Below are 23,047 nucleotides of genomic sequence, written 5' to 3' on the forward strand. Positions count from 1 at the left end.
GTCATTCGAACGGGCCGCCTGTTTATGCGGTCCGTTTTCTTATTCTTTGGTGTCGATTTCCTTTCGCAGCAATTGCTGGCTGTAGGCCGTGTTCAGGGCGTGCTCTGTCAGGGTTCCGGACAGCCTGCGGGATGTGGCGGATTCCAGTACCGGCAGCTGCGAAACGCCCCGGCTGGTGAGCTTGTCCAGCGCGTCCTGCAAGGTGTCGTCCATGGTCACGGTCTCCAGTTCCGTGGTGGCCAGATCCTTGGCGATCACCAGCTGCAGCAGGTCTTCCTCGTAGAGCACCGGGCGGATGTCGCGAAACGATATGATGCCCGTGAGCTGGCCTTGCTCGTCGATCACGTGCAGATAGGGCGCGTTCTCCGTCTTGAACACCCACAGAATGCGTTCCAGTGTGGCCGATTCCGGCACCGTGACCACCGTGTCGGTCATCACTTCCTTGACCAGCATGTGCCGCAGGATGTGCCGTTCCCGTCCGCCCTCGATGTCGATGCCGCGCCGCAGCAGCTTGGTGGTGTAGATGGAGCCGCGGCTGATGGTGGAATTGAGCACCGTGGCCGTGATGCAGGTGAGCATGAGTGGCAGGATGATGGAGTAGGTGCCGGTCATTTCAAAGATGATCAGGATGGCGGTGATGGGGGCGTAGGTGGTGCCCGCCACGACCCCGCCCATGGCCACCAGCGCATAGGCTCCGGGCGTGGCCGTGATTTCCGGGAATGCGCCGTGCACCAGTGCGCCGAACGCACCTCCGGCCATGGCCCCGATGAACAGCGAGGGCGCGAAAATGCCGCCCGAACCGCCAGAGCCCAGCGTGATGGCCGAGGCCAGAATCTTGATCCAGATGAGCGCGAAGAGCATCCAGAAGCCCATGTTGTTGGTCAGGGAGAGGTTCATGGGACCATACCCCACGCCGAACGCCGCCGGAAAAAAGATGATGACCACGCCGAGAGCGGCCCCGCCAATGGCCGGCTTGAGCCATTCCGGAATCATGCGCGCCGCGTCCGATGCGTCTTCAAACGCGTAGAGCGTTTTGGTGAAACTCAGGGCCACCAGCCCGGAAACCACGCCCAGAAACGGGTACAGGCAGAATTCCCACAGGGAAACCACGTTGTAGTCCGGGATGACGAATGCGGGGAAGTCGCCGAAGTAGTATCGGGAAATGGTTGTGGCCGTGACCGAGGAAAGCACCACGGGGGAAAACGAGGTCATGCCCCAGTCGCCCACGATGATTTCCAGCGCAAAGAGCACCCCGGCTATGGGCGCGTTGAAAGTGGCGGCTATGCCCGCGGCTGCGCCGCATCCGATCATGGTTTTCATGTGGATTGTGGGAACCTTGAGCAGTTGACCCACCGAGGAACCGATGGACGCGCCGATCTGCACCATGGGACCCTCGCGGCCCACGGATCCACCTGAACCGATGGTCACGGCCGAGGCGAATATCTTGGCCGCCGCAACACGCTTGCGGATGACCCCGGCACGCAGGGCAATGGCCTGCATGACCTCGGGTACGCCATGCCCTTTGGCTTCTCGCGCAAAGAAATGGACCACCAATCCGACCACCAGCCCACCTGCTGCGGGCATGACGATTTTCATCCATGTCGGTATTTCGTGGGCGAAATCCAGGAATTCACCGCTATGATGATAAAAAAGCCATTGCATGCTCTTGAGCACGAATTTGAAAAGTACGGCACCATAGCCGGACAGGGCTCCGATGAGTATGGCCATCAGCAGATGGGATATGTTCCGGTTGCGAAAGGCGTTTCTGATCTTTTCCGAAAGCGTGGCGTGGGCGTCCTGCATGCTGTTTCCGGGATTGACGGTTCCGTTGCTAAATTTCCTGTGAGGGCGCGTGGTTCTTGCCTTATTCACAGAGTAACCGGAACGCGGGCGCATTGCAACGCGCATTCGGATAAACTTGAGTGGTTTGATGAAAACGGGTAAGCAGTGGCTCCGCAATGAACCAAATTCAAGGAGGCCATCGTGTCTGGATATACCGTGAAACCGCTTGAGGCCAAGCCTGTTTTCGACTTTTGGCAGTATGCCGAAATGAGCGGCGAAAGCCGGGTCGACCATGAACTCATCGAGCAGTTCGGTCCGCTTTGGGATGAATGGATAGGTCACCTGAAAGCGTATCATCTGGAGGACGAGGATGGACACGCTAGTTTCCTGCTCGTGTATCTGGAAAGGGAAGTGGATGATGCCGTGGACAAGCTTTGGGATGAATCCCCGGCCAATGGTCTTGCCTATCATAACCTGGCAATCTGCATGGTCATGTCCGCTGCCGGGAGCCTTGTGCCCGAGTTGGGCGAGGGCCGTTGCGCCCCTCTGCCGCGCGCTGGCGAAGGCGTACGGGAGGCCATGAAGGAAAAGGACGTGGAGTGGACCGACGACAATGCCATCAACCGCAAGTTCGCGGTGTTTACTCCGTATCCCTACAACGGAGGCTGTGAAATCTGCATCATGAGCGATACCTGCCCCAACAGTTCTGTGCCGCGCCATTAGGGATTCCGTGCATATTTCGGCTTCCGCTTTCGCTGGGGCGGGTGTATTGTTGCCGAAAATACCAATACGCCCGGAGTGTTGCGAATGAAGTATACGGTCAAGGATTTGTTGCGTCTTGAGGTTGTACCTGCGTTGGGTTGCACCGAACCCGTGGCCATTGCCCTCGGAACGGCGGCCGCGGTTTCACTGTTGCCGGAGCGGATCTTTGATTCGCTGGAAGTGTGGGTCGATCCCAATATCTACAAGAACGGCCTTGCGGTCACCATCCCCGGAACCGGGGGGCTTTCCGGCCTTGACCTGGCTGCGGCGCTCGGGGCGTTGGGCGGCGATCCGGCCCGGAAACTCGAGGTGCTGGGTTCCCTTGACGACGAGATCGTTCGCAGGGCGCGACAATGCGTGCGCGACGGCGTGGTAAAGGTCAACCTGCTTGAGGATCAGGTAGGGCTCAAGGTTCGCACGCGTATGGTCTCCGGTGAGCATGTGGCCGAATCACTGATCGAAAATCTGCACGATAATATTGTCAGCCTGTCTCTTGACGACCAGCCCGTGGAAAGCCCCCTCATTCGAGTAGGGTGCACGCCGGGCAAGAGTGGGCTGGATGATCTGGAAGACTGGCTCAAGGGCATGGAATTACGCGAACTGGTTGCCCTGACTGATGAGTTGGATCAGGACGACCTTGATTTTTTGAAGCAGGGCGTGGATATGAACATGTGCCTTGCCGAGGAGGGGCTCAAGCACGGCCTCGGGCTTGGCGTGGGCCGGACTTTGGAGCGGCTGGTGCGCCAGCGTCTTATCAGGAAAGACATGATGCTTGCCGCCCGTATCCTCACGTCCGGGGCATCGGACGCCCGCATGGCCGGAGCATCGCTCCCCGCCATGAGCTCGGGCGGGTCCGGAAACCACGGCCTGACGGCGATTCTGCCCATCTGGGCGGTCAAGGACTACCTGGACGTGGGCGAACGTTCCGTTCTGGAAGCCATCGGCCTTTCTCACATCATCACCGCTTATGTGAAGGCGCATACCGGAAGGCTCTCCGCGGTCTGCGGCTGTTCGGTTGCGGCTGGTGCCGGCGCTGCCGCAGGCATTACCTATCTGCTCGGCGGCACGGCGCAGCATATTGCCGGAGCCATCAAGAATCTGACCGAAGACCTGGCCGGAATCATCTGCGACGGGGCCAAGGCCGGGTGCGCGCTCAAGCTGGCCACGGCTGCCGGAACCGCCGTGCAGGCCGCACTGTTTTCCCTGCAGGGGGTGAACGTGCTGTGCACGGACGGCATCATCGGCAGATCGTCCGAAGACACCATGCGCAACGTGGGCATGCTCTCCACCGAGGGCATGATCGAAACCGACCGCACCATTCTCAAGATCATGCTGGAGAAGCAGTTCTCCAACGTGTAGACGATATGTTTTTGAAATTCCGAGGCCGTTCCGAGTTGGGACGGCCTTTTTTTGTGAAGCGGCTCGGTTACAGTTTGCGTTTAACGTAAATAACCGTAGCCATGCGCCGGACCTGATCCGTGTTGATGGTGTCGGTATAGGGCGCTTGGCGCCCGTTTTCGTCCGGGTCGAGCCAGCCCTGCAGCGTGATGCGGTCATTGTCCGAACCGCGAAAGAGCTTGATGGTGGCGGTGCCGTCCCTGCGTTCCACGTACACGGCATCGCCAGCGCCGAAGTCGTCGTGCGGATTGCAATAGCATATCTGGCCCGGCAAAATGCCCGCCGGGGTCATGCTGTTGCCCACAGCCAGAACGCAAAAGGCTTCCGGCTCGGTCAGGTCACCGGGGCGCGAGGCATTGATGCCCAGCGGAATGGACTGGGCCCAACCCTGAAGGCCGCACTTGGCAAGGCCGATCACCGGTACACAGCCGTTGTGGGCTGTGGATTCGGAGGAAGCTGGCGATTCGGAGCCCGTCAGCAGCCAGTCCAGCGAGCAGTTCAAGGCCAGCGAAAGGGCCACTGCATGTTCCCCCTTGGGAAATTTGCTTGATTCGTAATTCTGAATTGTCGTCACACTCACACCAACTTTTCTTGCCAGCTGGCTCTGGGAAAAGTTGTTTCTTTTTCGCGCGCTGCGAACACGCTCTCCCAGCGACCGCGTCTGGTATGGTGCTATTTTGTCATGCAAATTCATCATGTTGTCAGTCCGTGCGTCGATCATGTCTTTTCCTTGCTTGACGGAAAAAAAAGGTCTATAGGAGCATCTATACAACAACTTGTTTTGGTGTTCTTGCGATCGTAGCCGGAAAAGTGTTTGTGGTTACTTTCCGAAACCAAAGGTAAATAAAAAACGTTTTATGCGCAACAAATATAAAATATCTTTTCCTCATGATCGTTTAGTCGATAGGCGTCGGAGTGGGGAGGGCTGTACCGGAATACTTGATGATTTGTATTTTGACTGTTCGGATCATGTGCGGCGGGCCTTTTCCCGGGCATTGCAGGCATCGGGGCTTTCGTTAGGGCAGGTTGCCGAGAAGGTAAACCGCATGTGCAGCGCCGCCGTCAGTCCCGAACAGATTCGGGAATGGGCCGATTGCGGGGCCTACCCGGATGCCATCCCTCTGACCATGGCCGGTGCGTTGGCTGCTGTTCTGGAAGACAATACGTTTGTATATGCGGCTTTTGAGGGTGCTCCTGCCCTGCATGCGAGTGAGCGAAGCTCTGTGCTGCATGAGCGGCTTGCCGACTACGGTCAATCGTCGAATTGTTCAAATCCCCGGGGGCACCTTGTCCGGGCCTGGATGGCCGCCAATCGTCATACCACAGCCTCGGTGGCGCAAAGTCTCGGTGTTTCTCCGGTGGCCATCCGGCGTTGGATTCTCGGGACCATGCGTTCTGCGCGTATTCGCAAATGGTTCGCGGAGAACGGCTGCCCTGAGGAAGTGCTCGGCAGGGAGTAGTTTGCAGGAAAATGGTGGCTTGCAAGGGAAGTGGGTCATGAAAAACGGGTGCGAACCATCTGGTCCGCACCCGTTTTTCATGTCCTGTGCCCCGTTGGTTACAACTCGTTGGGGAGCTTGCTTAACTGGGCGAATGAGTACACCGGGCCGTCCACGCACACGTAGGATGTGCCGATGTTGCAGCGGCCGCAAAGGCCCACGCCGCATTTCATGCGTTTTTCCAGCGTGGTATAGATATTTTCGTCCGTAAAACCGAGTTTTTTGAGTGCCTCGAGCGTGAATTTGATCATGATGGGCGGCCCGCAGGTCACGGCCACGGTATTTTCCGAGGCCGGGTTTTCTTCCAGCAGAATGTTGGGAATCAGGCCCACTTTGTGTTCCCAGTCCGGAGCCTCGGCATCCACGGTGAGCACGAGATTTACGTCTCGTGCCGCCCGCCATTCGTCGAACTCATAGCTGTAGGTCAGGTCTTGCGGGGAACGCGCCCCGTAGATAACCGTTATTTTCCCGTAGTCGTCTCGGTTGTCGAGCATGAACAGCAGCAGGGTGCGCAGGGGGGCCATGCCGATGCCGCCGCCCACGATGACCACGTCCTTGCCTTTCATTTTATCATAGGGAAACCAGTTGCCCAGCGGAGCGCGCACGCCGATCTGGTCGCCAACCTGCAATTCGTGCAGGCGCGAGGTCACTTCTCCGGCCTGCATGACGCTGAATTGCAGGTAATCCATGCGCGTGGGCGAGGAGTTGATGACGAATGTGGATTCCCCGACACCGAAAATCGAGAGCTGGCCCACTTGTCCCGGTTCGAACGAGAACGCCTTCATGCGCGCTTCGTTGTTGAGGGTTACGCGGAAGGTTTTGATATTGTGCGTTTCCTGAATGATCTCCCGCACTGTGGCCATTTCCGGCAGGTACGGGTTGTTGGTATTACTCATTGTCGGTTTCCTCCGCAGGCAGGTGGCACTCCTTGGCCGAGGTGACCACCTGTCGGATGTCCAGTGATACCGGGCAGCTTTTTATGCAACGACCGCAGCCCACACAGGCAATGTGCCCTTCGTGCAGGTCCGGGAAATAGCAGAACTTGTGCCCCACGCGGTTCTTGAGCCGATAGGCCTTTTCCGGGCGGGGGTTGTGGCCGCTGGCCTCCTGCGTGAACTGGCGGGACATGCAGTTGTCCCACGAGCGCAGGCGTTCGCCTTCATTGCCGTTGCGTTCGTCCGTGATGTTGAAACAGTGGCAGGTGGGGCACAGATAGGTGCAGGCCCCGCAGCTGATGCATTTGGCCGATTGTTTTTCCCAGAAATCCATGTTGTCGAACAGGTTGTAGAGTTGTTCGGGCATGCATTTGAAATCTGGAGCTTCGGGCAGGCTTGCGCATGCGGCGGCACGCAGTTGTTCGGCTTCACGAACCTGATCGGGCGCGGCTCCTGTAAGCAGGCTTCCCTTTTGCAACAGGGTTTCGCCTTTTTCGGTCACGGGTTGAACCACAAAGCCGTCCTGAATGGGGGTGAGCAATACGTCCGAGCCGTTGGTGCCGTCCGGCGAGCCGCCAACCCAGTTGCAGAAGCAGGTGTTTTCCGTGCGCGTGCAGGCGATGGAGACCACCACGGCCTGTTCGCGGCGGGCTGCATAGTAGTTGTCCTTGACCGCACATTGGGTGAACGCACCGTCAAATACGTCAAAGCCGCGCGCATCGCATGGGCGCGAGCCGAAGATGAGCGTGGGCACGGCGTTGTCTGCGGGCTGGACGCGTATTTTTTCCCGGCCCGGATTGTCCGTGTCCTTTTCATAGGAGAAATGCATCAGCTCTTCGCAGGCCGGAAATAGGATTTCCTTGGGGCCGATGGTGGCGTGCCGGTCGATGCGCAGGATTTTGTCCTGTGTCAGGGGGCGGAAGGCGATGGATCGGCCTTCCTGAACCGGGGCATGGATCTTATATTCCGTGCCCAGTTCGGCGAGCCACTGGCCGAGGTCGTCGTTTTTCAAGTACTTGGCCATGGGATTACCAGTCCTTTTCCTTGATGGAATCTTCTTCGAGCTTGAAAGCCAGCAGCGGAGGCCGCGCTTCGGCGTCCAGACCGGCGTCGTAGTCGAAAAGGTCGTGGATCACGTTTCCGAGCTTGCGTTTGAGCAGCAGCACGGGGATGTCCATGGGACAGGCCCGCTCGCACTCCCCGCATTCGGTGCAGCGTCCGGCCATGTGGATTGCGTGGATGACCTGAAACATGAACTTGTCACGCACGCCGTCGCGCTGACTGACCCAGTGCGGCTCACGGCTCTGAGCCACGCAATGGTCCCGGCAGACGCACAGGGGGCAGGCGTTGCGGCATGCATAGCAGCGGATGCAGCGGTCCATCTCGGCCATCCAGAAATCGCGGCGTTCCGCAAAGCCCTGCGATTCGAAGCTCTCAAGGTCCGCATAAGGATCGGTTTCCACTGCCGGGATGCGCTTTTCGCCCACGAAATGGTCGGCTTCCACTGCGTTGGGAAAGCGGCAGCGCGTACATTTGTCGGCCATGACCTCGGCAAGGGACAGGGTGTGCGTGTCCTTGTCCGTGGTTATGGTCAGGCTGTTGTCAGCGGTCTCCACGGAGCGCGCAAAGTGTGCGTCCGGCACGGCCTTGCGGATTTTGGTCATGTCCACCACGCCGTTGCAGGGCGCGCCGAAAATGACCACGTTTTCGCGGTCGATGAGGTTTTCCTGCAGCAGTTCCACGACCGAGCGGCTGTCGCAGCCCTTGACCACGATGCCGACCTTTTTGTGCCGCAGGGCGGGCAGGTGCACGGCCAGATTGTGCACGTTGAGCGGCCCCCAGATCAACTGGTCCACGTCGTCGGGTTCGTACATATACAGCGGCGTAGCGTGCAGCGGGTCGTAGCCGGTGGTCCAGCCCATGACGAAATCAAGCTCCGGCAGCGCGGTCTTGATGGTCTCCTTGAGTTGATCGAGCATCATGCTTCCTCCGTGATGGCGGTCCTGAGGTCAGTTCCTTCAGTCTGGGCCAGCTTGGAAAGCGCCACCTCGGGAATCGGGGCCATGGGGCCGAGCGCGTGAACCTGATCGGTAAATTTGGTAACCACTTCCTGCCAGCGCTGGCCTTCGGAAGCGGAAACCCACGTGTATTCGAAACGTTCCGGCTCGATGCCGAGCACCGTTATGAACTGCTTGAAGACTTCGAGACGGCGGCGGGCATAGTAGTTGCCCTCGGAATAGTGGCAGTCACGGGGATGGCATCCGGAAACCAGCACGCCGTCCGCGCCGTTCATGAACGCCTTGGCGATGAACAGCGGATCGATGCGCCCGGAGCATGGCACGCGGATGATCCGCAGGTCCGTGGGCTGGTCGAAACGGGCCACGCCCGCGGTGTCGGCGCCGCCATAGGAGCACCAGTTGCAAAGGAATCCTACGATTCTCAGTTCGCGTCCATTTAGAACCGGCATATTGCCTCAACCTCCGCGAGAATCTGGTTGTCGGTGAAGTGTCTGAGCTGGATGGCCCCCTGCGGACAGGTGGACGAGCAGATGCCGCAGCCCTGGCATACGGTTTCGATGACCTCGGCCTTGGGCTGGCCCCGGAAGTCCGTTTCCTTGATGGCCCCGAACGGGCAGGTCAGCACGCATTTGCCGCAGCCGATGCAGCGTTTGATGTCAACGAGCGCGGTCTGGGGATCGCTCTTGAGTTTTTTCTTGGAAAATAGGCCGATGACCTTGGATGCGGCCGCACTGCCCTGGGCCACGGAGGCCGGGATATCCTTGGGGCCCTGGCAGGCTCCGGCAAGGTACACGCCCGCGGTGTTGGTCTCGCAGGGCTTGAGCTTGGGGTGGCCTTCCATGAAGAAGCCGTATTTATCATAGGAAATGCGCAGCTTTTCGGCCAGTTGCGGTGAATTCTTGGCAGACTCCACGCCCACGGCCAGCACCACCAGGTCCGCCTGTATCTCCACCTGCTTTCCCAGCAGGGTGTCGGCCCCGCGCACGGTCAGGTTGCCCTTGCCGTCCGGGTAGACCATGCCCACGCGGCCACGGATGTATTGCGCGCCGTATTCCTCCATGGCCCGGCGGGTGAACTCGTCATAGAGCTTCCCCGGAGCACGGATGTCCATGTAAAAGACATAGGAAGTGGAGTCGGGAATGTGATCCTTGGTCAGGATGGCCTGCTTGGCCGTGTACATGCAGCAGAAACCCGAACAGTACGGACGGTCCACGGACTTGTCGCGCGAGCCCACGCACTGGATGAAGACCACGTTTTTGGGTTCCTTGCCGTCCGAGGGGCGTTTGACGTGTCCGCCCGTGGGGCCGGAGGCCGAAAGCAGCCGTTCGTACTGCAGGGAGGTGATCACGTCCGGATAGCGGCCGCCGCCGTATTCCTCGTACACGGTCCAGTCGAACAGGTCGTAGCCCGTAGCCGCGACAACCGCGCCCACCTCTTCGCTGATGATCTCGTCCTGCTGGTCGAAGTCGATGGCTCCGGCAGGGCAGACCTTTTCGCACGCGCCGCATTTGCCCTTGGTCAGCCGGATGCAGTAGTCCGCGTTGATGGTGGCCTTTTTGGGGATGGCCTGCGGAAAGGGAATATTGATGGCCCGGCCCGGCCCGATGAGTTCGTCAAAGGTGTTGGGCGCCTTGCGCGAGGGACATTTCTCCACGCACTCGCCGCAGCCCGTACATTTATTCCAGTCCACATAGCGGGCTTTTTTCTTTATCTTGACCGAGAAATTGCCCACGTAGCCGGAAACGCCGTCCACCTCGGAATAGGCGTGAAGCGTGATGTTGGGATGCTGGGCGACTTCCACCATGCGCGGTCCCAGAATGCAGCTGGAACAGTCCACCGTGGGAAAGGTCTTGTCGAGCTTGGCCATCTTGCCGCCGATGGTGGATTCGCGCTCCACCATGATTACCTCCAGCCCGGCGTCCGCACAGTCCAGCGCGGCCTGTATTCCGGCCACGCCGCCGCCGATGACCAGCACGCGGCGGTTGATGTCGAATTCCTTGGGCGTGAGCGGGCGGTTGCGCCGGAGCTTTTCCACGGCCATGCGCACCAGATCTGCGGCCTTGTTGGTGTTGGCCTCGCGGTCCTTGCCGATCCACGAGACGTGCTCCCGGATGTTGGCCATTTCAAACATGTACGGATTGAGTCCTGCGCGTTCCAGCGTGTTGCGGAACGTGGCCTCGTGCATGCGGGGCGTGCAGGACGCCACCACCACGCCGTCGAGCTTGTGCTCGCCGATGGCCTCGATGATGCCGTCCTGTCCGGGTTCGGAACAGGCGTACATGGTGTCCGTGGCAAAGGCCACTTCCGGGTAGTCACTGGCGATGCGGCTTACTTCGGCCGTGTCCACGGTTCCTTCGATATTGCTGCCGCAGTGGCAGACGAATACTCCGATTCTCATGGGTAAAGGCTCCCTTGGCGGCTAGGCCGCGTCCTCGTTTGCGGCAATGGAACGTAGGGCGGGACCGGGGTCCACGCAAAGCTTGTCCAGACCGAGGCTCGCGTCGGGCAGGCCAAAGGCCCAGCCCAGCAACTGGGTGTAGTAGAAAATGGGCAGCTTGTAGTGCGCGCTGTTGGCCGAATTGACCTGACTCTGCCGCAGGTCCAGATTCATCTGGCACAGGGGGCAGGCCGTGACCACCGCTTGCGCTCCCAGCGAATCCGCCATGTCCAGCAGCCTGCCGGAAAGGCGCATGACAAGGTCTTTTCGCGCCACGCCGTGCGACGCGCCGCAACATTCGGTCTTGAGCGGATAGGGCAGCACCTCGGCCCCGGCGGCCCGCATGAGCATGTCCATGCTGATGGGGTTTTCCTCGCTGTCGAACTCCATGAGTCCCGGAGGCCGGGTCAGGATGCAGCCGTAATAGGTGACCACCTTGAGACCGGTCAGCGGGCGCTTGACCTTTTCGGAAATCCAGTCCGGGCCGAGGTCCTCGAAGAGCACCTGCAGCACGGATTTGGTCTCGGGAATGGTTCCCAGCGGCTCGTCCAGCAGACGGTTGACCTTGTCCCGAAAATTCTCGTCGCCCGAAATGTGTTTGCCCGCGGTCTTGAGGTTGGTCAGGCAGCTGGGGCAGGGGGTCAGCACGCAGTCGTGCCCCTGCTTGGCGGCCAGCCCGAGGTTGCGGCCGGAAAGGGCCGCGGACAAGGTGTGGTCGAAGGCGTGGGCCGGGGTGGATCCGCAACAGCTCCAGTCCGGGATTTCGTCCAGCTGGATGCCGAGGGCCTCGCACACGGCGCGGGTGGAGCGTTCATACTCCATGGATGTTCCCTGCCCGGAACAGCCCGGATAATAGGCGTAGGCGTGCTTGGTCATCTAGAAACCTTCCTTTTCGAAACGCTCGAAAATGCGGGCGATGGCTTCCTTGCCCTGAATTTGGTGGGGCTTGAAGGCCAGCTTGCCTTTGGGCAGCATTTTGGGGCCGAGTTCAAGATCGGTCCAGAAACGTCCGGTCTTGCGGATATAGTTGACCATGAGCCCCATTTCGAAAACGCGGCCGTGGCGGCGGACCGAATCGAGAAAGCTGTCGAAAAATGCCTTGACCCTGCGTTCCTTGGCAAAGCCCTGCCGCCGCGCCTCATGACGCAGCACATCCATGACCTTGGCCACGTCGATGTTGTTTGGGCATCGAGTGGTGCAGGAGGTGCAGGACGCACACAGCCATATGGACGAGGAAGTGAGCACGGGTTCTTTTTGCCCGGTTTGCAGCAGACGCATGATCTGGCTGACCGGAATGTCGAACCCGAAGGAATACGGGCAGCTGGCCGTACAGTTGCCGCACTGGTAGCACAGCGAGAGGTTTTGGCCGCTTTCTTCCGTAATGCGGTTGGTGAAGGTCCTGTCCGGGGAATCGGTGAGATTTACTGTTTGCATGACAGTATCCGGAGGCATCCCGGCATGCGGGATTGCCGGTTGGTCGTTTGTTGCCGCACGGCGGCAGAGAGGATTATTGCGGCCGGACGAACTGTTCCGGGCGCGATTTGTTTTGCACGGCGTATTGCCTGAGAAATGTCGTCGTTCGTATGAAGACTAAGACTCATACACGGGTCTGCCTATGCTGGCAAGTGCGTTTTTTCACAAAAAGAATGCCAGATATGCTAGTAAGATGCTATAATAAATAGAATAGTTATCGTAGCTCATTAAGGTAGAAAACAGCATTTTGAATGATTGACCAATCAAAACAATCGTTTTTTGGGCGTATGGGAACGATTTTGGGGGGAGAGTTCGGGGCGGCGGCATGAATGAACCGGGCTGCGGATTCGAATCTCCGCAGCCCGGGAATTGTCGGTGCAGTGTGTTGTCGGGTCAGGCCGGTTTTCGTTCGGCCCTGAGCGCGCCGAGCAAGGCCTCGTCCAGCGAGGGGTGGGGGAAGATGGTTCCGTATGTGTCTTCACGGGTCCAGCCTTCCTGCACGATCATGGTGGAGGGCGTGGTCAGCCGCGATACGTCATGCCCGACAGCCGTGACCCCCGCCACGGTGTCGTCTGCCCAGACAACCTTGACGAATCCTTGCGTGGCCGCATGGGCCTGGGCCATGGGGTTGCCTGCCAGCGCGAATTTCGACACTTCGCATTGTTGGCCGGATTCGGCTACCTCTTCGGGCATTCTGCCCACGCGCATGGCCTCGGGAGCGCCGTAGAGCACCGAGGGGACCGGGCCGGAGGCATATGCCTCGTCGGTTTTTCCGGTCATGCGGGAAACAACGTAGTGTGCCTGATGGCTGGCCGCATGGGCCAGCTGAATCATGCCGTTCACGTCGCCGACCGCGTACACATCGGGCGCAGCCTCAAGGTTTTCGTTGACCGTGATGCCGCCGCGCTCGATGGAAACGCCCAGGGTTTCGAGGTTCATGCCGTCCGTGACCGGACCGCGTCCCACGGCCACCAGCGCCTTGTCCGCCTCGATGGTTTCGCCCGAGTCCAGCGTGAGCAGGGCGCGGCCGTTCTGGGTGGTCACGGATTGCACGCGCACACCCAGTCGCAGATCCCATTTCCAGCGTTTGAACATGGAGCCGAGGGCCTTGGAAACTTCCGGGTCTTCGGCCGGGGCCACGCGATCCATGGCGTCCACCATGTGGATTTTCGCGCCGAGCCTGTGGGCTACCTGCGCCATTTCAATGCCGATGAATCCGGCCCCGATTACGATGAGGGATTCGGGCACGGACTTGAGCGCCAGAAATCCGTTGGAATCGACGACCGTGTCGTTGTCCGGCTCCAGCCCCGGAAAGAAAATGGGCCGGGATCCGCTGGCGATGACGAGCTTGCCGTATTCCAGCGTTGCCGGGTTTTCGCCCTGCACGGTGATTTTTCCGGGAGTCTCCACGCGGGCGCTGCCCGAAAAGAAGTCCACGCCAAGCGACTTGAGCCGCTGGGCCATGGCCTTGCGCGTTCCGGCGATGAGCTTGCCCTTGCGGGTTTGCAGGGCTGCAAAGTCCACCTTGATGGAGCCGGAAGCCACCTTCATCTTGGACTGTCCTGCCAGTTCCTCGATGGCCGAGGTGGCGCCGAGCATGACCTTGGTGGGGATGCACCCCCAGTTCAGGCAGGTGCCGCCGAGGTCGGCCTTTTCCACCAATGCGGTTCTGAGTCCGGCTTCGGCGGCCTCGATGGCCGCATCAAAACCACCCGGTCCCGCGCCGATGACCACCAGATCATGTTGCATTGGCAAGATCCTCTGTCAGTTCCATGCCGCGGGCCGCTTTGGTTTCATCCAGACGGGTCACGGGCAGTGTCGTGGGCGCGTGCTGCAGGGCTTCGGGGTCGGCGTCCGCCATTTCGGCAATGGCGATGAGGTCGTCCACAAAGGTGTCCAGCGTGGCCTTGTTTTCGGTTTCGGTCGGCTCGATCATCATGCATTCCTTGACGATGAGCGGGAAGTAGATCGTGGGCGCATGGTGTCCCTTGTCCAGCAGGGCCTTGGCGATGTCCAGCGCGCGCACGCCTTTTTCGGCCTGCCGCACCGCGCTGAGCACGAATTCATGCATGCAGGTGCGGTTGTAGGGAATCTCGAAGGCCTCTTCCAGACGCTTGCGCATGTAGTTGGCCGAGAGCACGGCGTTTTCCGTGGCACGCGTCAGGCCGGTCGCGCCCAGCCGCAGGATGTAGGCGTATGCCTTGAGGAACACGCCGAAGTTTCCATAGAACGGGGCCACATAGCCGATGGATTTCGGGTAGTCGTAATCAAGGAAGAATTGGCCGTCTTCCAGTTTCTGCACCCGGGAAATGGGCAGGTACGGTGCGACCCGTTCGGAAACGCCCACCGGGCCGGAGCCGGGACCGCCGCCGCCGTGGGGCGTGGCGAACGTCTTGTGCAGGTTCAGGTGCACGATGTCGAAACCCACGTCGCCCACGCGTATCTTGCCCATGACCGCGTTGAGGTTGGCGCCATCGTAATAGAGCAGGGCGTCCACTTCGCGCAGCATGGCCACGACTTCGGGCAGGTTTTTTTCAAAGAGGCCCAGCGTGTTGGGACAGGTCATCATCATGCCCGCGACATCGTCGTCCAGCACTTCGCGCAGGGCTTCGGGGTCCACGATGCCGTCGCGCGATTCAATGGAAACCACCTCGTATCCGGCAATGGCCGCCGAAGCCGGGTTGGTGCCGTGGGCCGAGTCGGGCACGATGACCTTGGTCTTCTTGTTGCCCTTGTCGCGATGGTACGCGGCCATGAGCATCACACCCGTGAGTTCACCGTGCGCACCGGCCATGGGGTGCAGGGTGTAGGCGTTCATGCCCGTGATTTCGCAGAGCAGTTTTTCGGTTTCGTACATGACTTCCAGCGCGCCCTGGCACAGGCGTCCTGCGCCCTGCAGCTGGGGCAGCACCGGGTGCAGCCGGGTGAAGCCGGGCAGTGCGGCCACGTTTTCCGTGAACTTGGGATTGTACTTCATGGTGCACGATCCCAGCGGATAGAAATTGCCGTCCACACCGAAGTTGCGCTGGGAGAGCTTGGTGAAGTGGCGCACCACGTCCAGTTCTCCGGCCGAGGGCAGTCCGGCTTCCTCGTTTCTCAGCAGCTCTTTGGGAATGTATGCCTCTTCGGCAAGCCCTTCGCAGGGCCAGCAGCCTTCGCGGCCCGCAACCGATTTTTCGAATATGGTCTTCATTTCAGGGCCCCCTTCATCATCTCGGCAAGGATGCCGATGTGCTCTTCGCTGGTCTTTTCGGTGCAGGCCAGCAGCAGTCCGTTTTCCAGTCCCTCGTAGTAGCGGCCCAGCGGAAAGCCCGGAATGAATCCCCGGTCGCTCAATCGGGCGATAACTTCATAGGCGTTGACGGGCAGGGTCACGGCGAATTCGTTGCCAAACGGGCCGTCCGTGAGCATTTCGACTCCGGGGATTGCCGTGAGCTTTTCCGCGCACAGGTGTGCGCGCTCGATGGAAAGGCGTGCGGCGCGGCGCATGCCCATTTCGCCCAGCGCACACATGTGTACCAATGCGCGCAGTGCGCACAGCGATTGGTTGGAGCAAATGTTTGAGGTGGCCTTCTGCCTGCGGATGTGCTGTTCGCGGGCCTGAAGGGTCAGCACGTATCCGGTGCGGCCTTCGGTGTCCTGCGTGCGGCCCACGATGCGGCCGGGCATCTGGCGGACCATCTTCTTGGTGCAAGTCATGATGCCGAGGTACGGGCCGCCGAAGGAAAGGGGCAGGCCGAGGCTCTGGCCTTCTGCCACGGCCACGTCCGCGCCCATCTGGCCCGGCGTCTTGAGCAGGGTCTGGAGCACCGGGTAGCTGGAGATGATGCTCACGGCCTTTTGCTCGCGAGCGGCATTGAAAAGATCGGTGAAGTCGTTGACCGAGCCGAAGAAGTTCGGGTTCTGCACCAGAACCGCGGCGGTCTTGTCGTCTATGGCCGCCTTGAGTCCCTCGATGTCCGTGCGGCCGTTCTTGTGGGGCACGCAGACCAGTTCGAGGTTCAGGTTGGTGATGTAGGAGTCGAGCATGACCCTGTAGATGGGGTTGAGCGCTTCGCTGAGTACCACCTTGCGGCGTTTGGTCTTGCGCACGGCCATCATGACCGCCTCATACAGGGCCGTGCCGCCGTCGTATACCGAGGCATTGGCGCAGTCCATGTCCATGAGGCGGCAGACCGCGGTCTGGTATTCGAAGATGGCCTGCAGGGTGCCCTGGCTGGCCTCGGGCTGGTACGGAGTGTAGGCGGTGTAAAATTCGCCGCGCATGGTCAGCGCGTCAACGGCCGCCGGGATATAATGATCATAGAAGCCTGCGCCCAGAAAGCTTGCGCTGTCCGTGGCGTTTTTGGCGGCCATGCCTTCCAGCTTGGCCAGCACTTCCATTTCGCTCAGGCCTTCGGGTATGTCAAAGCTCTGCGGCCTCATGGAATTCGTGATTTCGGCAAAGAGGTCTTCCACCGAATCCACGCCGATGACGGCCAGCATTTCCCGGACTTCTTCCGGTGTATGCGGAACAAACGGCATCTCGTGTCCTTGTGTTGGAAAGGTGCTTGAATGAAAAGCGGGCGGCTCGCCGGAACCGCCCGCCGTGGGTGTCTAGTGCGCTTCGGATTCGATCAGGGCTGCGTAGGCATCTGCGTCCAGAAGGTCAGCAGGTTCGCCTTCGATGCGCACCTTGAGCATCCAGCCCTCTTCAAAGGGGGATTCGTTGACCTTTTCCGGGGCGTCTTCAAGCTCGTCGTTGATTTCCACCACTTCGCCGGACACCGGGGCATACAGCTCGCTGGCTGCCTTGACGGATTCGACCGAGCCGAATTCGTCACCCTGTTCGATGGTGTCGCCCACGGCAGGGAGTTCAACAAAGGTCAGGTCGCCAAGTTGTTCCTGGGCAAACTGGGTGATGCCGATTACGGCGATGTCACCTTCGATTTTTACCCATTCGTGGGTTTTCGCATACTTGAGTTCGGCGGGAATCATCTATTACCTCCTGAAAATTGATGGTCGGGCCACATTTGTTCCGGGATTTTTAGCACCGAATTCATGTGTTGGGAATAGTAAAAAAAATGACGTTTTCCACGTTTTACGCGCTTTCAGGGCTGATTTGCACGCAAAGCGTCAATAAGATGACGAATGTTGTTCGGTTCGCATTTTGAGGGCATGCTTTTTGAGCCGGGTTATTATTTTTGACCATGAGAATTGGTTGTGTTTTCTGTTTGTTGTATCCTTTTCATGTGATTTTTATAACTGTACGGATATGTTTAGTGTTACCTTTTGAGTTGACTATGTCACTTTCGTGGGTAATATGGACGGGTCATGACGAACCGGAGCAGCATATTTGCCGATATTGCCGCAGGGGAAAACCGTGTGGAAGTGACTGTTCAGGGCCGTACATGGCTTCTGGACAGGGCTGGCGACCTGGAAGCCCTGTGGGATGCCATGGACGATGCTGTTCTGGACGATGATGAGCGACTTCCCTACTGGGTCGAGGTCTGGCCGGCCAGTGTGCTTCTTGGGCGCTGGATAGAACGCAATCATGATGCCGTGGCCGGCAGGAATTGTCTGGACCTCGGATGCGGCCTTGGCCTGACAGGGATGATCGCTGCCGAGCAGGGGGCCCGGGTCGTGGCTTTCGACTACGAATGGCCTGCCGTGCGTTTTGCCCGGCATAACGCGTCGTTGAACCGCGTGCCCCAACCGCTTTGGACGGTCATGGACTGGCGCAGTCCGGCTGTGCGTCAGGGCGCGTTCGATTTCATATGGGGCGGCGATGTCCTGTATGAAAAACGGTTTTTCGATCCGCTGGTCAACCTGTTTCGCCATGCATTGGCTCCGGACGGTCGCATCTGGGTCGGAGAGCCGGTGCGAACGGTCTCAAGGCCTGTCTGGCCCCGGCTGGAGGCGTTGGGGTTTTCCCCGCGCAAACTGACAACGGAAAAGGTTGAGCTGTGCGGCCAGAATCCCACAGTGAACCTTTGGGAAATAACTCTTTGAACGCTGTTTTTGCGTTCAATGGTGTATACGAATTTCGTCGATCATCGACCCAACACAACCGCTACGGAGGAAGTCATGGGCAAAACGATCCGATTCGGTGTCTCGCTGGATTCCGACCTGCTGACAAAGTTCGATGAGTTGTGCCGCGAGCGCAGTTACCAGACGCGCTCCGAGGCCATTCGGGACCTGATCCGCAATACGCTGGTGCAAAAGGAGTGGGAAGACGCTTCCGGCGAACTGGCCGGGACGCTTACGCTGGTCTATGACCATCACCAGAGCGGGCTGGCCCAGCGGCTGACCGAAATTCAGCACGAAGCGCATCATGTGATTCAGACCACAATGCATATCCATCTCGACCATCACAACTGCCTGGAAGTCATCGTGCTCAAGGGCGAGGCCGAGGTTATCAAGGCTCTTGGACAAAAACTCATTTCCACCAAGGGCGTCAAACACGGAAACCTTTCCCTGACCACCACGGGCAAGGAACTTATTTAAATACAGGATAGTTTTTTGATGGAAGACGTACAAAACGCGCAGCCGGGAATTTCCATGCCCATCGACAAGGTGGGGGTCAAGGACCTGCGCCTGCCGCTCACCGTGCGGCACAAGGCCAAGGGCACTCAGCATACCATTGCCAAGGTGGACCTTTCCGTGGACCTGCCCGCCGAATTCAAGGGCACGCACATGAGCCGGTTCGTGGAAGCCATGGAAGATTGGGCCGAGGACCTGGACTATGGGTCCTTCAAAACGCTGCTGCGCGACATCGTGGAACGTCTCAACGCCCGCAGCGCGCATTGCAGGCTGGTGTTTCCCTATTTCCTGCGCAAGACGTCGCCCAAGAGCGGCGCTCGCGGGGTCATGGACTACAAGTGCCGTGTGGAAGGGGAATATACGGACGGAAAGCTGCTGTTCACGTTGGGCGCGGACGTGCCGGTCATGACCGTGTGTCCGTGCTCCAAAGCTATCAGTGACGAAGGAGCCCACAGCCAGCGCGCTGTAGTGCGCATTCGCTGCCGCTTCGACGGGTTCGTGTGGCTGGAAGATATTATCGAGATAGCGGAAAAGGCCGGGTCCTGCCCGGTATATACGCTGCTCAAGCGCGAAGATGAGAAGCATGTGACCGAAGCTGCATTCGCCAACCCCTGTTTTGTGGAGGATGTGGTGCGAGAGGCCGCCCGGGGGCTCAAGGAACACCCTCAGGTTTCATGGTATCGTGTGGAGGTGGAGAGCTACGAATCCATTCACAACCATTCCGCGTTCGCAGTTATAGAGAGCGAATAACCCGTTGCGCCGGACCGCTGGGCCGGCGCAACGTTTTGATTTGTTGCGATATCTTGTTGGCAGATGCCATGCTTGCCAATTCCTGCCCAGCCGGGGTATGGTATATCCATGAACATCGACGCCAATGTTTCGGCCATGAGTGCGCTGGGAAGTGCGCATCAGGTGACGGCCAACAACATAGCCAACGTCAATACGGACGGTTTTCAGGCATCGCGAGCCAACTTGGAGACCGGTCCGGGCGGCGAGGGGGTGCGCGTTTCCTCCCTGACCAAGGACACGTCGTCCGGCTCGATATTTCAGGGCCGCGAAACCAGCAATGTGGACACGGCCCGCGAAATGGTGGGCCTGATGACCACGGAAAACGCCTACGCCGCCAATTCTGCCGTGATCCGCGCGGACGACCAGACTACCGGCTATCTGCTGGATATGCTCGTTTGAATTTCCAGTAAACTTTTTGTGAATATGCGGCCTCGCCTGTGCGAGGTCTTTTTTTGTCCTTCCTCCGGGGTGTAGGGCAGCATCCGCACTCGCAAGGGACACGTCTATCGTCCCCCCTCTTGCTGCGCATTCCTTGAATGCGGAGCAAGGGAATAATCCGCAGGAAGCATTTTTTTTCTTGACGTTGTTTTAGCTGTTCGACTAGTGTAAACTATGGCCCGTCTGCGCGCCGTTTTGCGCAAGGCAGAGGGCCATACCCGTTTTTCGGAGGTTGAACCATGGCTCCTACAAAGCCTGCAAAGACGAACTTTGACGTTATCATCGTGGGTGGCGGCCCGGCTGGCCTGTTTGCCGCCTACTATCTGGGCGAGCATTCCGATCTGGATGTGCTGGTCATTGAGAAGGGCAAGCCTTCGCTCAAGCGCAACTGTCCCATAAGTGGTGACCAGTGCTGTGTGAAATGCCGTCCGTGCAATATCCTCTGTGGTGTGGGCGGTGCCGGGCTGTTTTCCGACGGCAAGCTCAATTTCATCCCCAAACTGGGCAAGACCGACCTGACCCAATTCATGTCCATGTCCGAAGCCAACCGGCTCATTGATGAGACCGAGGATATATTCAATCGTTTCAATATGGACGGCAAGGTTTTCCCCACCAACCGGGATATGGCCAAGAATATCCGCAAGGAGGCCAAGCGCCACGGCATCGATCTGTTGCTCATCAAGCAGAAGCACCTCGGTTCCGACAACCTGCCGGGCCACATTGCGGCCATGGCTGAACATATCAGGGACAAGGGAGTGACTTTCCATACCTCGGAAGATGTGCGCGAAGTTACGGCCAAAGACGGCCATGTGACTGGCGTGATTACCAATCGCGGTGAGTACTCCGCTCCCAATGTGATCCTTGCGCCCGGCCGTGTTGGGGCAGAATGGGTCGCATCGGTGGTCAGGAGTCTGGGCATCAATGTGTCCCAGCGTGGCATCGAGGTTGGCGTGCGTGTGGAAGTGCACAACGAGATCATGGAAGACCTGTGCAATATCATTTATGATCCCACCTTTTTCATCCGCACCAACAAGTATGACGACCAGACCCGGACCTTCTGCACCAACCTCGGCGGTTTCGTGGCCGTGGAGAACTATCAGGATTTCGTGTGCGTGAACGGTCATGCCCTCATGGACACCAAGTCCAACAACACCAACTTCGCGTTTTTGTCCAAGGTGGTGCTTACGGATCCGGTGGAAGACAATCAGGCCTATGGCGAATCCATCGGCAAGCTGGCCACCATCATCGGCGGGGGCAAGCCCATCCTGCAGCGCTTCGGCGATCTCAAGCGCGGCCGCCGATCCACATGGAACCGCATCAATAACAGTTATATCGAACCCACGCTCAAGGATGTGGTCTGCGGCGACATCGCCATGGCACTGCCCGAGCGCATCGTAACCAACCTTGTTGACGGCCTTGAGCAACTCAACAAGGTTGTGCCCGGGGTTTCCAACGACGAAACACTGCTTTACGCGCCGGAAATCAAGTTCTTTGCCACACAGGTGGACACCTCCAACCAATTGGAAACAGCCGTGGAGGGACTGTTTGTGGCGGGCGACGGACCGGGAGTGGCAGGAAACATCGTTTCCGCGGCCGCAACTGCCCTGATTCCTGCCAAGGAAATCATCCGCAGAACCTGAATCGGCAGTTGATACGAGAAATACAGGCCCGGACTTGATCCGGGCCTTTTTATTTGTCTTTGAATACAGTGTGTTGTGGTGTGGGTTTGGTAAAAAAGCACGTTTTGGCAATGGGCCGGGTTGTATTGTCCCGGCTAAGCCTACCTGTTTCTTGCATTTTTTTTTCTAAATTTTTTCATGACAACCTTGACAAAGCGTCATTTCGTTGACAGTGAGGAGGGGAGCATGGGCAATGTGGTGCAATCCCCGCGGCCCGCTACTTTCAGGCCATTTCCACACATTTGTCCGGAGGATCGATGGCTCTCAATCTGGATGGCATAATTGGAGACAGCTCGGCATTGACCGATGTCTTTAAAATTATTGAAAAAGTTGCTCCAACAGAGAGCACCGTGCTTGTGACTGGCGAGTCCGGTACCGGCAAGGAACTCGTTGTACGCGCCTTGCATCGCAACAGCAGTCGCGCAGCCAATCCTTTCGTTCCCATCAACTGCGGGGCCATTCCCAAGGAATTGTTGGAATCCGAACTTTTCGGTCACGAAAAGGGTGCGTTTACTCATGCCGTCCGTTCCCGTCCGGGCCGTTTCGAGCTTGCGGACGGCGGCACCATTTTTCTTGACGAAATAGGAGAGATGGATTTGAGCCTGCAGGTGAAAATATTGCGGGCGTTGCAGGAAAAGGAAATCGAACGTGTGGGTGGCACTCAGGTCAAGAAGGTGGATGTGCGCGTCGTGGCTGCCACCAACCGAGATCTGGAAAAGGAAGTGGATGCGGGGCGGTTTCGTGAAGACCTTTTTTATCGCCTGAACGTGATTCCCATGCATTTGCCGCCCCTTCGGGAACGCGGCGGCGACATCCTTACGCTGGCCGGGCATTTCCTGGGCCGCTTCTGTTCGGAAAAGCAACGTCCCAAGCTGACCATGGCAGGCAAGACCAGGGAAATGCTGCTGACGTATACGTGGCCCGGCAATGTGCGTGAACTGGAAAATTTCATGGAGCGGCTTTCTATCCTTTGCGACAACAAGGAGATAACGCCTGAAGACCTGCCGGATAAGATATGGCGTGACGTGGGCGAAAAGCCCCTGAAGAAAGTGGAGGAAGTGGTTGTCCGGCCTGCAGGTTTTTCCTGGCCGACCCTGGACGACATGCGGGACAAGGGGGGCGCGCTCAAAGAGTTTCTGGAATCCATTGAAGACAGATTGCTTTTGGAAGCCTTGGATTCGGCCGACGGAGTCAAGAATAAGGCTGCGGAATTGTTGGGGATCAAGCGGACAACCCTCATAGAGAAGGTCAAGAAGCGGAAATTGCTTGAAAAATAGTCCGCGGGATTTGTTCCGCAAAACGGGATAAAAGCACG

At 58.7% G+C, this 23,047-nt stretch carries 22 protein-coding genes; 9 read left to right on the top strand and 13 right to left on the bottom strand.

What is annotated here, in order from left to right; all coding sequences use genetic code 11:
• Window positions 1–39 precede the first annotated feature (39 nt).
• On the bottom strand, window positions 40–1,803 hold the full coding sequence (locus F8A88_RS08140; RefSeq protein ID WP_151150623.1) for a chloride channel protein: 1,764 nt from the start codon (window positions 1,801–1,803) through the stop codon (window positions 40–42).
• A 180-nt stretch (window positions 1,804–1,983) separates the two neighbouring features.
• Here F8A88_RS08140 and F8A88_RS08145 point away from each other — a divergent pair, with 180 nt between their 5' ends.
• A complete protein-coding gene (locus F8A88_RS08145; RefSeq protein WP_151150624.1) occupies window positions 1,984–2,505 on the top strand; it encodes a hypothetical protein in 522 nt (173 codons plus the stop codon).
• Between the two features lie 84 nt (window positions 2,506–2,589).
• Window positions 2,590–3,903, top strand: coding sequence for an L-cysteine desulfidase family protein (locus F8A88_RS08150; protein ID WP_151150625.1), 1,314 nt, complete (start codon window positions 2,590–2,592; stop codon window positions 3,901–3,903).
• Between the two features lie 67 nt (window positions 3,904–3,970).
• On the opposite strand, the gene F8A88_RS08155 is transcribed toward F8A88_RS08150, so the two are convergent.
• A complete protein-coding gene (locus tag F8A88_RS08155) occupies window positions 3,971–4,663 on the bottom strand; it encodes an XRE family transcriptional regulator (RefSeq protein ID WP_151150626.1) in 693 nt (230 codons plus the stop codon).
• 325 nt (window positions 4,664–4,988) lie between these two features.
• Here F8A88_RS08155 and F8A88_RS08160 point away from each other — a divergent pair, with 325 nt between their 5' ends.
• On the top strand, window positions 4,989–5,402 hold the full coding sequence (locus F8A88_RS08160; protein ID WP_151150627.1) for a MerR family transcriptional regulator: 414 nt from the start codon (window positions 4,989–4,991) through the stop codon (window positions 5,400–5,402).
• 98 nt (window positions 5,403–5,500) lie between these two features.
• On the opposite strand, the gene F8A88_RS08165 is transcribed toward F8A88_RS08160, so the two are convergent.
• The 11 genes from F8A88_RS08165 to gcvH form a co-directional block, all read right to left on the bottom strand.
• Window positions 5,501–6,337, bottom strand: a complete 837-nt coding sequence (locus tag F8A88_RS08165) for an FAD/NAD(P)-binding protein (protein WP_151150628.1) — start codon at window positions 6,335–6,337, stop codon at window positions 5,501–5,503.
• Window positions 6,330–7,400, bottom strand: a complete 1,071-nt coding sequence (locus F8A88_RS08170) for a 4Fe-4S dicluster domain-containing protein (protein ID WP_151150629.1) — start codon at window positions 7,398–7,400, stop codon at window positions 6,330–6,332. Before F8A88_RS08170 ends, F8A88_RS08165 begins: the two co-directional genes overlap by 8 nt.
• A gap of 4 nt (window positions 7,401–7,404) precedes the next feature.
• A complete protein-coding gene (locus F8A88_RS08175; RefSeq protein ID WP_151150630.1) occupies window positions 7,405–8,358 on the bottom strand; it encodes a 4Fe-4S dicluster domain-containing protein in 954 nt (317 codons plus the stop codon).
• Window positions 8,355–8,843 carry a hydrogenase iron-sulfur subunit gene (locus F8A88_RS08180; protein ID WP_151150631.1) on the bottom strand — a complete coding sequence of 163 codons (489 nt, stop codon included), beginning with the start codon at window positions 8,841–8,843 and terminating at the stop codon, window positions 8,355–8,357. The genes F8A88_RS08175 and F8A88_RS08180 overlap by 4 nt, the downstream gene beginning before the upstream one ends.
• On the bottom strand, window positions 8,831–10,792 hold the full coding sequence (locus tag F8A88_RS08185; protein ID WP_151150632.1) for a CoB--CoM heterodisulfide reductase iron-sulfur subunit A family protein: 1,962 nt from the start codon (window positions 10,790–10,792) through the stop codon (window positions 8,831–8,833). The genes F8A88_RS08180 and F8A88_RS08185 overlap by 13 nt, the downstream gene beginning before the upstream one ends.
• A 21-nt stretch (window positions 10,793–10,813) precedes the next feature.
• A complete protein-coding gene (locus tag F8A88_RS08190; RefSeq protein WP_151150633.1) occupies window positions 10,814–11,707 on the bottom strand; it encodes a CoB--CoM heterodisulfide reductase iron-sulfur subunit B family protein in 894 nt (297 codons plus the stop codon).
• On the bottom strand, window positions 11,708–12,283 hold the full coding sequence (locus tag F8A88_RS08195; RefSeq protein ID WP_338325287.1) for a 4Fe-4S dicluster domain-containing protein: 576 nt from the start codon (window positions 12,281–12,283) through the stop codon (window positions 11,708–11,710).
• A gap of 414 nt (window positions 12,284–12,697) precedes the next feature.
• Window positions 12,698–14,053, bottom strand: a complete 1,356-nt coding sequence (locus tag F8A88_RS08200) for a dihydrolipoyl dehydrogenase family protein (RefSeq protein WP_151150635.1) — start codon at window positions 14,051–14,053, stop codon at window positions 12,698–12,700.
• Window positions 14,043–15,497, bottom strand: a complete 1,455-nt coding sequence (gcvPB, locus tag F8A88_RS08205) for an aminomethyl-transferring glycine dehydrogenase subunit GcvPB (protein WP_151150636.1) — start codon at window positions 15,495–15,497, stop codon at window positions 14,043–14,045. The genes F8A88_RS08200 and gcvPB overlap by 11 nt, the downstream gene beginning before the upstream one ends.
• Window positions 15,494–16,828 carry an aminomethyl-transferring glycine dehydrogenase subunit GcvPA gene (gene gcvPA, locus F8A88_RS08210; protein ID WP_151150637.1) on the bottom strand — a complete coding sequence of 445 codons (1,335 nt, stop codon included), beginning with the start codon at window positions 16,826–16,828 and terminating at the stop codon, window positions 15,494–15,496. Before gcvPA ends, gcvPB begins: the two co-directional genes overlap by 4 nt.
• 72 nt (window positions 16,829–16,900) lie before the next feature.
• Window positions 16,901–17,281 carry a glycine cleavage system protein GcvH gene (gene gcvH, locus F8A88_RS08215; RefSeq protein WP_151150638.1) on the bottom strand — a complete coding sequence of 127 codons (381 nt, stop codon included), beginning with the start codon at window positions 17,279–17,281 and terminating at the stop codon, window positions 16,901–16,903.
• A 336-nt stretch (window positions 17,282–17,617) separates the two neighbouring features.
• On the opposite strand from gcvH, the gene F8A88_RS08220 reads away from it, so the two are divergent.
• From F8A88_RS08220 to F8A88_RS08245, 6 genes are all read left to right on the top strand, one after another.
• Entirely contained in the window at window positions 17,618–18,295 is a 678-nt protein-coding gene (locus F8A88_RS08220; protein WP_151150639.1) for a class I SAM-dependent methyltransferase, read from the top strand.
• Window positions 18,296–18,370: 75 nt separating this feature from the next.
• Complete coding sequence (gene nikR, locus F8A88_RS08225; protein ID WP_151150640.1) at window positions 18,371–18,790, top strand: nickel-responsive transcriptional regulator NikR; 420 nt, start codon at window positions 18,371–18,373, stop codon at window positions 18,788–18,790.
• Between the two features lie 18 nt (window positions 18,791–18,808).
• Entirely contained in the window at window positions 18,809–19,576 is a 768-nt protein-coding gene (gene folE2, locus F8A88_RS08230) for a GTP cyclohydrolase FolE2 (RefSeq protein ID WP_151150641.1), read from the top strand.
• Between the two features lie 108 nt (window positions 19,577–19,684).
• A complete protein-coding gene (locus F8A88_RS08235; protein WP_151150642.1) occupies window positions 19,685–20,014 on the top strand; it encodes a flagellar basal body rod C-terminal domain-containing protein in 330 nt (109 codons plus the stop codon).
• 278 nt (window positions 20,015–20,292) lie between these two features.
• Window positions 20,293–21,693, top strand: a complete 1,401-nt coding sequence (locus F8A88_RS08240) for an NAD(P)/FAD-dependent oxidoreductase (RefSeq protein ID WP_151150643.1) — start codon at window positions 20,293–20,295, stop codon at window positions 21,691–21,693.
• Between the two features lie 296 nt (window positions 21,694–21,989).
• Window positions 21,990–23,009, top strand: a complete 1,020-nt coding sequence (locus F8A88_RS08245) for a sigma-54 interaction domain-containing protein (RefSeq protein ID WP_151150644.1) — start codon at window positions 21,990–21,992, stop codon at window positions 23,007–23,009.
• The last annotated feature ends 38 nt before the right edge of the window (window positions 23,010–23,047 follow it).

This window comes from Pseudodesulfovibrio senegalensis, assembly GCF_008830225.1.
Taxonomy (GTDB): Bacteria; Desulfobacterota; Desulfovibrionia; order Desulfovibrionales; family Desulfovibrionaceae; genus Pseudodesulfovibrio; species Pseudodesulfovibrio senegalensis.